At 41.5% G+C, this 12,842-nt stretch carries 9 protein-coding genes and 1 pseudogene; 5 read left to right on the top strand and 5 right to left on the bottom strand.

All coding sequences use genetic code 11. The annotated features are described in order from the left end of the window. Positions 1–72: 72 nt before the first annotated feature. The 5 genes from D5018_RS13160 to pepB form a co-directional block, all read right to left on the bottom strand. Positions 73–1,521 carry a beta-propeller fold lactonase family protein gene (locus D5018_RS13160; RefSeq protein ID WP_121839461.1) on the bottom strand — a complete coding sequence of 483 codons (1,449 nt, stop codon included), beginning with the start codon at positions 1,519–1,521 and terminating at the stop codon, positions 73–75. 291 nt (positions 1,522–1,812) lie between these two features. Continuing rightward, a complete protein-coding gene (gene mrcB / locus D5018_RS13155; protein WP_121839460.1) occupies positions 1,813–4,122 on the bottom strand; it encodes a penicillin-binding protein 1B in 2,310 nt (769 codons plus the stop codon). A 2-nt stretch (positions 4,123–4,124) separates the two neighbouring features. After that, the gene (gene hrpB / locus D5018_RS13150; RefSeq protein ID WP_121839483.1) at positions 4,125–6,587 is read right to left on the bottom strand and encodes an ATP-dependent helicase HrpB; all 2,463 of its coding nucleotides are present in this window, start codon (positions 6,585–6,587) and stop codon (positions 4,125–4,127) included. A 79-nt stretch (positions 6,588–6,666) separates the two neighbouring features. Continuing rightward, complete coding sequence (locus D5018_RS13145; protein WP_121839459.1) at positions 6,667–7,452, bottom strand: hypothetical protein; 786 nt, start codon at positions 7,450–7,452, stop codon at positions 6,667–6,669. 174 nt (positions 7,453–7,626) lie between these two features. Then, a complete protein-coding gene (pepB, locus tag D5018_RS13140) occupies positions 7,627–8,919 on the bottom strand; it encodes an aminopeptidase PepB (RefSeq protein WP_416351544.1) in 1,293 nt (430 codons plus the stop codon). Between the two features lie 86 nt (positions 8,920–9,005). Here pepB and sfsA point away from each other — a divergent pair, with 86 nt between their 5' ends. The 5 genes and pseudogenes from sfsA to D5018_RS13115 all read left to right on the top strand — a co-directional run. After that, positions 9,006–9,713 (top strand): DNA/RNA nuclease SfsA, encoded by a 708-nt coding sequence (sfsA, locus tag D5018_RS13135; protein WP_121839457.1) that lies wholly within the window; start codon positions 9,006–9,008, stop codon positions 9,711–9,713. A 288-nt stretch (positions 9,714–10,001) separates the two neighbouring features. Further along, positions 10,002–10,445, top strand: coding sequence for an RNA polymerase-binding protein DksA (gene dksA, locus D5018_RS13130; protein WP_121839456.1), 444 nt, complete (start codon positions 10,002–10,004; stop codon positions 10,443–10,445). A gap of 69 nt (positions 10,446–10,514) precedes the next feature. Continuing rightward, entirely contained in the window at positions 10,515–11,375 is an 861-nt protein-coding gene (gluQRS, locus tag D5018_RS13125; protein ID WP_121839455.1) for a tRNA glutamyl-Q(34) synthetase GluQRS, read from the top strand. Positions 11,376–11,663: 288 nt separating this feature from the next. Beyond that, positions 11,664–12,638, top strand: a complete 975-nt coding sequence (locus tag D5018_RS13120) for a hypothetical protein (RefSeq protein WP_133309291.1) — start codon at positions 11,664–11,666, stop codon at positions 12,636–12,638. 127 nt (positions 12,639–12,765) lie between these two features. Beyond that, a pseudogene (locus tag D5018_RS13115) lies at positions 12,766–12,842 on the top strand (IS200/IS605 family transposase); the annotation flags it as partial.

Here is a 12,842-nt window from a genome sequence, read left to right as displayed (position 1 = left end):
GTTGAGACAAGCTTACCTATGACATCTAAACGGTAAGCTTGTCGTTTTAAGAGCTATTTAAAATTCAAATGGCTATTTTTTTATATCGAATCCAACTAGTCCCAAGAAATTGTGAGCTCCTGTGTTTTTCTGGCTTTTTTCCGTTTGCTCAAAAGTGTATTGATTCGCGTACTTCAGTCCCCTATCAGTGACATCAAATCGATTCATAGTGAATGATTGAAAAGCACCGATAACATAAAGATATTTATTGTCTGGTGTGACATACATATCTTTGGTGTCCCCAGCAGGGGCTACGTTGGGTGCGGTATTAGAGCGAACGGCAAAATCTTGTTTTTGATTTACTGTTCCATCATCTTTCAAGGTAAATGGTGTAATTGAGTTTGCACCAAAGCTTGAAACGTAGAGCTTTTTATTGTCAGGGCTGATCAGTGTCCAGCAAGCTTCGTCCTGTCCTTCTGGACCTGTTTTGAAGTTTTGTATTTTTGTAACTGCTGTTCCATTATCACTAAGTACTGTCAAACCATAGTCAGGTAATGTTGAAGACAAATTAAAGTTACTGGCGTGAATAATGGTATTACTGTTCGGTGCCCAATTGATACCAATAGTTCCTGCTAACCCTGTTTGTTCATAATGCCTAGGAGAGCTAATTGCGCCAGAGGTTGTGTTAAAATTATAAACATATACTCGGCTTGGTCTTTGCTCACCAGCAGGAGTTTGTGGCGTACTGGTAAATAAACGTGCAACCCCCCAAGTCGCTACAGCGAGTTTACTTCCATTTGGTGAAAACACTACATCAGTCGGGCCACCGTTTTGTCTAGGGTAGGTGGTGAGTGGAACTCCTCCTGCTTTAGTTAAGGCGCCATTACTAGAATCAAAGCTAAATAAGGTTATGTTTCTTTCAGGATCAGAGCTAGGGTCTTCAGTCGATAAGTCCTTGTTAGTATCCCCATCTCTAAAAAATCCGTCATTTGGGTAGCGCTCAATAGGGGCATTGCTAGCGTTTCCCGCACCTTTTTGTATATTAGGATTATTCCACTGGTTGCCTACAACCACCCAATATTCGTTATCGCTATTGGCTTTCTTGGTATAGGCAATGCTTACTGGGCGTACACCACCTGAGTCAACATTCGCCATTTGACTCAAGTCACCAGTGGTTCTGTTTAACTTGAATACTGTAATGTCATTACTGCCCGAGTTTACAGTAAGTAAATAGTTTCCAATGATTTGAATGGCGCCTTGAGAGTCATAATCCCCTCTAGCATCGCCACCAGCGGTTGGATTCGCGCCACCAAGTCCTGTGGTTGCTGTTGCGACCTCGTTGCCAACAGAGCCATCGGCATATCGAGATAGCCGTAATACCATATTGTTACCGACACCATTTGTGGTGGTATACATAAAGCCCATTAACTCTGGCTTTTTATCATGGTGACTTGAACCTCCACAAGCGGCTAAGAAAGCCAACGGGAGAGCAACCGTTAATGCTTTTACTCCATTAAAAACATATTTCTTTGAAAGTCTCATAATGCTTTTTCCTTTGAAAAGTACAGAAATATGGATGGAATTTAAATCAGTGTTGTTTTGTTGAGCGAAACCAATTTTTTCACTTTATTAGAAAAAATATTGTGAGCTAGATCGTATGTCTGCTAGGGGGCGTTGTGCTGCTGGTCACTCTCTGCAAGGGAGCGATTAGTGTTTTGCTAAGAGTTGTGAAAGTTGCTTGATATATACTCGTGGTACCTGAAATCCTGCATCTTCAGTGATCACGAGTATATAATTCAAACGTTTATGATTAACCAACTTTCATTTATTAGGTTACAAAATTTTCTGCCACCACGAGAGCGGTTTACCGCAATTAGCGGCAGGTTGATAGCTTTTACTATCGCTAGGAAGCTGAATCACATTCTCACAATCGGCTTCCATTGGAAGACCTGTTTGAGTATCAAAATATCCTTGAACAATCCCTGATGGTGGCGCCAACCTAAGCGCTATTGGTTTTCGATAGTTCAAAAACTGCTGATAAACGGTTAACGCACCACTGCTGCCATATAAGCCCGTTTTGCTATTATCGTCTTTTCCTACCCAAACCACAGCGACATTTCTTTCATCGAAGCCTGCAAACCATGAGTCACGGTTATCGTTACTGGTGCCGGTTTTGCCTGCTAAACGAGTGTTAGGAAATTGTTTATGTAAACGAGTTGCAGTGCCTGACTGTACTACCTTGGTCATGGCATATTGAGTTAAGTAATCGGCTTGGGGACTTATCGCTTGTTTGGCTGAAGCATGGTGAGTATCTATGAGGTTATCGTTATTATCTAACACATAGGTAATGGCACTTAAAGGACGCATGCGTCCCGAGTCTGCAATGGTTTGATACACCTGTGCTACCATCATTGGGGAGCCATTTAAAGCACCTAATAGCATGGATGGATAAGGGGAAATGGTTTCACTCCAACCTGCATCAACCAGTGTATCCATAACATTGGCTACCCCTAAAGCCATGCCTAGATTAACGGTAGGGACATTGCGTGAACGTTTAAATGCAGTTAGAAGCGAAACGTTATTTAGGAATTGTTTGTCGACGTTTTGAGGTGACCACGTTTTACCTTTACCGTTCGTCAAGGTAATTGGCTTGTCGTCTAAAGGTGACGCTAAGTTGTACGTCGTAGGTTTTGCTAATGCCGTTGCATAAACAAATGGCTTGATTAAAGAACCAATCGGGCGACGTATGGTCATGGCACGATTATACCCGTGATAGGTAGGTCTACGATCGCCTACCATCGCTGCTACACCAGCATTGAGTTTATCCGTCACTACCATGCCGACTTGAAGGTCTTGGTTACCTGCTTGTTTGCGTAGACGCTTCATGGTTGAGGTAACGGCTTTTTCTGCTGCGCGCTGGGCAAGAGGATCTAGAGTGGTATAGATCTTGATTCCTGACATTTTTAGTAGTTCAGGTCCATAACGCTCAGCAAGCTCTTGTTTTACTAAATCAAAAAAAGCAGGCAGTTTTTGATGAACTTCTCGACTGCTCTTACGAATACCCAAAGGTGCGTTTACAGAGAGTCTGTATTGACTCGTGCTTAAGTCGCCTGAATCCATCAGCAGTCGAAGCACTAAATCACGACGCTCCATTGCACGTTCTGGGTTACGCCAAGGGTTGTAATAAGAAGGCCCTTTAATCACCGCAACTAAAAAGGCTTGTTGATCAATAGACAGTTCGCTAATTGGGCGACCAAAATAAAATTGCGAAGCTAAGCCTAAGCCATGAACTGAACGCGCACGATCCTGCCCCATGTAAACTTCATTGAGATAAGCCTCTAAAATTTCATCTTTGCTGTAACGGTAGTCGATCACCAATGCCATTAAGGCTTCACGAGCTTTACGGATTAAGGAACGCTCTGGAGTCAAAAAGAAATTTTTTGCCAATTGCTGAGTTAAGGTTGAGCCACCTTGAACCGTTCGACCCGCAGATATATTGATGAATAACGCACGTAAAATAGCGAGCGGGTTAATACCGTGATGATGATAAAACTCTCTATCTTCAGTTTGTAATAAGGCTTTTACTATCAAAGGTGGAATTTTGTCAGCCGGAACAAATAATCGGTCTTGGCCATCGCTGGTAATAATGCGATCTAATAAAATCGGTTCAAGATAAAAAATAGCGAGCTGTCGTTGATCTGGGCGCAAAACACTTTGAACACCTTGCTGATTAAAAGTCACCATCACTCTTTGCTGATGTTGATTTCCCTCTGGGTGATGGAATGAACGACGCCAGATATCCACTTTAGTTGAAGAAGCAGAAAATTCTCCGACTTGGCGAGGGTGAGTGACTTTTCGATAACCCAGCAATTTTAATTCATTAATAAGTTGTTGATGGCTAATCGCCGCTCCCGGATACAGAGCCATGGAACGACCATAAATTTGAGCGGGTAAATGCCATTTTTGACCTTCGAATTTTCGAGCAATAATTTGATCTAAATAGATGGTATAGCAAGTGAGCAATACCATTGTAATTACTCCAAGCTTCCAAAAGATTGACCATGCCTTTTTAAGGAGTGAACTTTGTGAACGTTTGGGCTTAGAAGTCTTTTTACGACTGCTGGTGGTTTTTTTTGTCGTCATTATTATCCGTTTAATTTCTTTTTCGTCAACTTGGTCGCTTGGGTATTTTGTGGATCATCTGGCCAAAGGTGTTTGGGATATTTCCCACGCATTTCTTTCTTTACTTCATTATATGGCCCTTGCCAAAAGCTGGCTAAATCAGCGGTTACTGCAATCGGTCTTCGAGCTGGGGATAACAACTCCATAGTAACCGTCAATTGATGATTCGCCAGCTTAGGACTTTCAGCTAACCCCAGTGCTTCTTGTAAGCGAACGCTCATTAATACTCTTCCCTCGTTGGTGTACGTTAAAGGGGCTTTTGTTCCCGTAACTAACGGCCAACGAGTTGGAAGGTGTTGATCAAGCGCTGTTTGTTGTTCCCAGTTTAATAAACTCCACAAAATTTGATAAGTGTCTATTTGTGATAATTGTTTAAGGTTTGTGATATTAGACAAATAAGGAGTAAGCCACAGTGATAAATGATGGCTTAACCACTCTGAGCTGATATCAGGCCACTCAAGTTGAGGCAGATATTGCTCCGCTAACAACAGCCGTTGTTGTAACTGAATAGTGTTATCATTCCAGCTAAGAACGGTCAGCCCTTGTTGATGTACATAGCTTACAATGGCATCACTTTGTTGTTTGGATGTCAGTTGGTTAAGCTTTTGTTTGGCAACGACTATTCGGCCAATTCGTTGTTGTTGTTCAGCAATAAAGCGCCCCGATGATTTATCCCAGTCGCTATGGGTATGAGTTTGCAGTAAGTAATTAAGCTCATGTTCAAATAAATCTGGGCAACATTGGGCAGCTAAAAAGCCCCTTGCATCACTTTTGCCGTCCATTTCTTGTAAATCAGCGATAACCACATAAGTGTGCTGAGCTAATGGATCTTGCTCATCAATGATTACACCACTACCGTTCGCCATTAAAAATCGACCAGCAGAACGAGATTTTGCAATGCGATCAGGGAAAGCATAAGCCAACAGCAAGCCTATGGTTTGCCAGTCAGCATTGTGGATTAAGTCAGTAATAGGCAGGGTGATATTAAATCGTTTCAACCAGCTTTTGGCTTGTTGCCCAACCGATCCTTTGAGGCACAAGTTTAGGTAATGTTGAATATCACAACTTTTTCTTGGTAACCCTCGCGCTTCTAATACTGCTGTCAGCAGGCAGGCTAATCCCAGCTGTTGAGGGTTCGATTCTACTTTTAATAGCATATGCGCAAGGCGAGGCTCAGTACCAAGTTCAAAAGCGCGCTTGCCTAATGTGGTGATTTTATGCGAGTCATCAACAAATTCGAGAGACTGCAATAACTCCCATGCCTTTTGTTGATGAACGGCTGGTGGTTGAGTCAATAACGGGAGTTCATCAAACTGCCTGCTTCCCCAATAACTGCAATGGTGCGCCATCGAAAGTAAATCACTGTCGGCAATTTCTGGTGTATCTGTTGAGACTCGACGTTGGTGATCTTCTTGTCGCCATAAGCGAATGCAATGCCCCTCAGCGGTTCGACCAGCACGACCACTGCGTTGTGTTGCTGACGATTGGCTGATGGGTTTTAGGCTTAATCGCGTTACTCCTGTTTTCGGATTATAACTGGCGTGACGTTTTAAACCTGAGTCGATAACCCATTTTATGCCGTCGATAGTTAAACTCGACTCGGCAATATTGGTGGATAAAATCACTTTACGTTGATTGAGATTGGGTTTAAGGACCGCGTCTTGAGCTTGATGACCTAGTTCTCCATAGAGGGTTAATACGCAAACATCTTTGATGTTATATGCATTAAGCTCTTGTTCTAATTTGAGTATTTCACCTTTTCCAGGGAGAAACACAAGGATGTCGCCTTGACTATTATTGGTGATAAGAGAGCGGATGGTTCTTTCTGTGTGGGATAACCAAGCTTTTGGATCTTTTGACGGCGAGTATTCGATGCTAACTGGAAAGCTCCGTCCCTCTGACTCCAAATAATCCGCAGTTGGTAATAGTGCTTTGAGATCATCGAAGCACAAGGTTGCAGACATTAAAACCAGTTTTAAATCATCTCTAAGGCTTTGTTGCACTTCAAGCGCGAGCGCTAAGCCTAAATCTGTGGTGAGATGACGTTCATGCACCTCATCAAAGATGATCATGCCAATCCCTGTTAATTCAGGATCGTTTTGGATCATGCGGCTCAATATTCCCTCTGTGACAATTTCTAAGCGAGTATTGACCGATACTTTTTTATCCCCTCTGACACGATAACCGACTTCATCGCCCAGTTCAGTCCCTCGTTGTTGAGCAATAAACTTAGCAATACTTCGAGTTGCTACTCGTCTTGGCTCAAGCATCAAGATTTTGCCGTTAACTTGAGGCCAATCCATCATAGCAAGCGGTAAGGCAGTGGATTTACCAGAGCCTGTCGGGCTTTGGATTACTAATTGGTTATTGCGTGTGAGAGAGCTTTGGAGTTGAGGAAAAAGACTGTGAATAGGAAGTGTGTTCAAAAGCAATGGTTCATCAATATTTCTTAGTTAAGAATGCTAACATGTAATTGCATTCTGTGTCACAGATGAAGCTGTTGATCTATGGGATAACTTTTAATGGAAAATGGGTAAAATCAATTTGGCTAAAAAAAGCGTTTATTGGTCTATTTTTTTCTTTGTCGTCTATTAAAAGGCAATTATTTCCTGCAAGTAGTTTTTCATCAATGAATTTAGGCTTCTTCAAACCATGCATGTCAGTGCGATTGAAATAGGTATCTCTTGAAAGCTCTACACCATATGAAGCAAAAAGCTTAGCCGTATCTTCAAACACATATCTTCCTTTCGTTACAATGGCTACTTTGTGTCCTCGTTGTTGAAATTGAGCAACGGCTTTTAATGCTTGTGCATCAACAGCGATGAAGAGCGCTATGGTGTCACCTTTATAGAAACAAGAAATGCAATCTTCATCTTTAAACCTTGTGTTAGTAGTTAAAAATGCTCTTAATTGGTAGTGAAATTCGAAAGCGACAAATGAGCTGGAATCAAGATCAAGTAATAAAGTTAATTCAGGGTTTTCAGAAGATACGGGCATATGAGCCTTTTGTAACCATTGTTGTGCAGTTTTAGGGTAGTCATTACCTAATGGGCAGAATGTCGATTTGTTGGTTGGTTGGAGTAAGGTAAATTTGTTTTTCGATTTAGATGCTTGGGATACTTCGGAATTCTGCTGTTGATGCCAAGATTCAATTATCTGCGATTTTTGTGGTTTGCACTCGATTACATATGTTGGATCGTCCTCAGTCCAATAACCTTCATCCTCAGGTATCTTTGGCTGTGGTTGCATATTATGAACAAGTGCAGTTTCAACTTTGCTCGCTATTGTCATAAAACATGAATTTAGACGGACATGTATTAATTGTGGTTTTTAAATATAAAATTAGCCACTTAAGCTTTGTTAATCTAGTGGAAATATAAAAAGTAATAGGGGATTGCTCGTGATACCTGAAGCTATCTTCAGATATCACAAGTACTAGAGGGTGTATCTGGTGTGGAAAATAGATTACTTGATCAACTCAGCAATCGTTAATACACCATGTGCGGTTCCACCCGCCGCCCAAAGTGGGCTGTTGTTGTCAGAGAATGCGCCAGCTAAGTCAAAGTGTAACCATTTTGCGTCATCACGCACAAAGCGCCATAAGAACGCTGCTGCATTGGAAGCACCGCCAGCACCGCCACCTTTAACTGGGCGACTGTTTGCTGTATCAGCATAAGGAGATGGGCACATATCTTTATGCCAAGGATCCATTGGTAAAGGCCAAACACGCTCAGCCACAGCAGTTGCTTTTTCTCTGGCTAAATCTAACATCTCTGTTTGTGGAGAAAAAATGGCATTATAGTTAGTACCAACGGCGTTATAGGCGGCTCCGGTTAAGGTCGCGGCATTGATGATCAGCGGAGCGCCAGTTTCTGAGGCGGCTTGTAAACCATCTGCTAATACCAAACGACCTTCAGCATCGGTATTTACAACTTCAACTGTTGTACCATTTTTGTATGTCAGTACGTCACCCAGTTTGTAGGCGTGACCGCTAATCAGGTTCTCTGCGCAACATAAGAATAATTTAATGCGTTTATTAAGGCCGTTTTTAATCGCTAACCCTAATGCACCAGTAACAGTTGCAGCACCGCCCATATCGGCTTTCATGCCCAACATTCCCTCTGAGCTCTTAATGCTATAACCGCCTGAGTCAAAAGTGATGCCTTTACCCACAAGCGCCACTTCTACAGGGGTGTCTGATTTGCCACTTGGATTAAAGTCAAGTTCAAGCAAGGCTGGTGGGCGTTCACTACCACGACCAACACCATGAATACCGACCCATTGATGCTCAAGTAACGCTTCTCCCTTGATGATCGTAGAGGTAATTTTATTAGGCGCTAAGGATTGTAACCATTCTGCAGCGGCTTCAGCTAAGGCAACAGGTGATAACTCTTCAGGCGTAGCATTGACTAGTTGGCGAGCAAAGCTGGCTGATTCTCTTCGGTGCTCTAATGATTTCTGAATTTTATCGTCACCATACCACTCGACAGTAAAGCCCGACTTGGCGGTAGCAAAGCCTTGATAGAAAGCCCATTGATTATTGATGTCCCAAGAGTCGCCTTGCAAAGATACCGCGTTGATCCCTTGAGAGCGTATCTTTCTTGCTGCCATTTGGATCTGTCTTAAATTGTCTTGCCCATTAAGATGAATCTTGGCAGAGTCAGAATGAAAACTGATATCAGAATTTCCCCAATGGGATTCAGGTTGTTGTAGTGTCAGGTGAATGTTAATCGAAGAAGTCATATTTTTTGCCTTGATGGAAAAATGGCAGTCAGTGTAACTGATCCTCGCTTTGAGAAACAATTTGCGCCACAATTTACATTTTCATTGTTCAGTGAGTGTTTATGGAATTTTACCCTGCTTTGGAGTGTGCAACATTAATTAAGCGTTACAAACGCTTTTTAGCCGATGTAACGTTAGCTAGTGGAGCCGAAGCAACTATGCATGTCTCTAACACGGGAGCGATGACGGGGTCTGCAGAGGTTGGCGATAAAGTGTGGTACAGCACTTCTGATAACCCTAAGCGGAAATATCAACATAGTTGGGAGTGCACCCAAACTCAAGCTGGGCATTTCATTTGCGTCAATACCATTCGTGCTAATCTCCTTGTAGAAGAAGCAATCAATCAAAAGATCATCGAAGAGTTGAAAGGATATTCAAGTTTACAGCGTGAAGTAAAATACGGTGACGAGAACAGTAAAATAGACTTTTTGCTAACAGATGATGATAAACCAGATACCTATGTTGAAGTAAAAAGCGTCACTTTGTTGGATAATGGGCAAGGCTATTTCCCTGATGCTGTTACAACTCGTGGGCAAAAGCACCTAAGAGAATTGATGCAAATGGTCCAATCAGGCAAACGAGCCGTATTATTATTTGCCGTGTTACATACGGGGATTAATAGCGTAAAGCCAGCGAGCCATATTGACAATAAGTACGCAGAATTACTCGCATTGGCGATTGAGGCTGGAGTCGAAGTAATTGCTTATAAAGCTGAGATTAATCCCTCAAAAATGCAGTTATCTGAAAAGCTCAATTTTGCTCTGACATAGATAATTGGAATTTTAAGCTGATTTTTTAAGCAAATGTAACATTGTTGATTTATAAATACGCAACTGAAAATTAAATTTGTTGCAATGTTTGATGTATTTCTAAGAAGCGTACTATACTTTTTTGCTAATTTTCAGAAGTTAGTCAGAAATGTTTCTTGTACCTAAAAGATTAAGGCCATAGTAAAATTTTTTGCAGCAAAAAATTTGCCTAGGTGCAAAACTTCTGATATAGATAGCGGCCGTTCTTAAAAACGCCCTTAAAACGCAAATGAAGACAGGAGATGCGTTATGCCTGAAGGCAATAAAAAACTTGGCGTACTCGCTATCGCTGGTGTAGAACCATACCAGGAAAAGCCGGGTGAGGAGTACATGAACGCCGAGCAGTCGAGTCACTTTAAGTTGATCCTCGAAGCTTGGAGAAATCAATTGCGTGAAGAAGTTGATAGAACGCTCAATCACATGCAGGACGAAGCCGCCAACTTCCCAGATCCTGTAGATCGTGCCGCGCAAGAAGAAGAGTTCAGTTTAGAGTTGCGTGCTCGTGATAGAGAGCGCAAGCTTATCAAGAAAATTGAAAAGACATTGCAAAAAATCGAAGAAGAAGATTTTGGTTTTTGCGACTCTTGCGGTATCGAAATCGGTATTCGTCGCCTAGAGGCTCGTCCAACAGCGGATTTATGTATTGATTGTAAAACGCTTGCGGAAATCAAAGAAAAGCAAATGGCTGGCTAATTTTAAGGCCATTTTTAAAGTGAGAAAGCCACTATCTTTCTCACTTTATTGACCTTTTTAGAAGTTGTTATGTCACCCTACATAGGCCGTTTTGCGCCATCTCCCTCCGGTTCACTTCATTTTGGTTCCCTTGTGGCTGCTCTAGGCAGTTATCTTCGAGCTCGCTCATTGAAAGGCCAATGGCTATTGCGTATGGAAGATATTGACCCACCACGAGAAGTCAAAGGTGCGGCTGACGATATTCTAAGAACACTCGAAGCCTTTGGTTTACATTGGGATGGCTCTGTTTTATATCAAAGCCAGCGGGTTGATGCGTATCAGCAAGCGCTAAATGAATTACTGCAACACCAACAAGCGTATTACTGCCAATGTACTCGAAAAATGGTTCGAGAAATGGGCGGTATTTATAATGGACGTTGTCGGCAGCATATGATTTCGCATGGAGCAATAAGGTTACACAATACTCAGGGGGTTGCTCTGTTCAGTGATGAACTTAAAGGTGAAGTCAAAGTTGACGCTGACTTTGCTGAAGAGGATTTCATTATTAAGCGCAGTGATGGCTTATATGCTTATCAACTCGCAGTAGTGCTTGATGACGCTCATCAAGGGATCACTGAAGTGGTTCGAGGCAGTGACTTACTTGAAGCAACCTGCAGACAATTGAGTTTGTATCAGACTTTAGATTTAACAGCTCCTAAATGGTTACATTTACCCTTAGCTTGCACTCAACCTAACTTTAAGCTTTCTAAGCAAAATGCGGCTACCGCCGTTGATGTTAACCCGCCGCAAAAAAGCCTATCACAAGCTTTAGCATTTTTAGGGCAACCTAAAGTTGATTTATCTGGTGATATTGAAATCATGCTGGCTCAGGCTGTCGAGCAGTTCCGGTTGGATGCTATAACAAAGGAAAATGAGATTTTGATCGGTTGATTTGTCTTTAAAGAAAGCTGAAAAGCGCATTTATAATGATCCTGTTACCCCCGAAGGTGGTTATTGTTCATTTATAGCTTTTTCTTGAAGTGTACAGCGTTAGTTTAGTATTTGAATCATAAACTCTAATTGATAATGTTCACGAAGAGTTTAAATGTTTTGATATCTCCCCACCCAACCTGCTCGTTGACTCAACCAATCAGGTTAGCTCTGTCAATATCTGCTAATGAAAAACAGAGTGATTACACACTCTGGTCAGGTATTACGATCCCGCAATACTATGTGAAAATGATGGTTAAATGTGCTGTCTCAACATGTGTTGCTACATTCTTCGGTGGGCCTGTAGCAGGAACCGCTACGTTAATATCGCATGCAGGACAAGTACTTACGGATAAAGTGATCAGTGAAGGCGCAGAAGAACTCATAAATAGAGCTAAGGACTATCCAAAAGTTCAACAAGTGTCTAGGTTTTTATACCCTACAATATCTCGCTTCACTTTTTCCCTCTTAATCTCAGGCGTTAACATTGCTATCATAGAACAAATCCCTATAGCCTTAATCGCTAACTACCTCCAAGATTCAGTTGAAAATATCACAGAAATTCTTTTACTAAATACGCGCTTAAGAACAAAAGAAAATATCAGATTCATTTTGGTGAAGTTAACAGGTGTTGCCATGCAAAGCGCAGTACACTCTTCGTATAACCAACATAGAGATTCAGTCATTAAGATAATTCATACCTCTTATAAGCTTACCAAACTCACTTATCTAGAAGAAAAAAAAGTAAAGGAGTCTAAATTAAAAGCAGGGATTTTTCATCAAACAGCGAGTGGGATTCAATGCTTTGATGAAGAATCTGCAGATAGTGTTTACACTTTTTGTAGACGTAAAACGAAAAAGTTTATAGCTGACGCTGAAAAGTTTATAGAGCATGTAGATGAAGGAAGGTTAAAGCTAAGTATCGGTTGTGTTCCTAGGCTATCCTCAGACGAAATATCCCAGTTAAATTTTTTAGATGAAGTTTCTGCGCCTCGGATTTATAAAGTTGAAAGTAGGACTGGGGATACTCGTCAATACACAAGAGATAACTGTACGTATTTGTATATTAATTCGGAAAATAAAGCGAACAAAAAATACCATACCTTTGAAGTGTATTCTGAGCAAAAATTTCATATTTGTGAGTTGCCAATACAGCAGATGCTCCAAGTAGGAACTAAGGAAAGTCATCTAGACCTTCCAACTCCTTGGAAGCAAAGAAAATGAGCCTAATATCAGTTTGCTACGGCTAAGATTGAACCTTTGAAACGACTTCTTTATTAGGGCGTGTTGATCTTTCAGGATTAAATCTCTGAGGGTTTTATTCCCCGCAGCTTGCTGCGAAAATAGGTGAATGAGTGAGTTTATACACAAGAGTCATAACGTAACTGTTTTGTTATATCACCTAGTTTTCCCAGCAAAATACAGAAG

Source organism: Parashewanella curva, from assembly GCF_003675895.1.
Taxonomy (GTDB): Bacteria; Pseudomonadota; Gammaproteobacteria; order Enterobacterales; family Shewanellaceae; genus Parashewanella; species Parashewanella curva.
The sequence above is the reverse complement of the archived record's forward strand: the minus strand, read 5'-3'. Positions and strand labels throughout refer to the sequence as shown.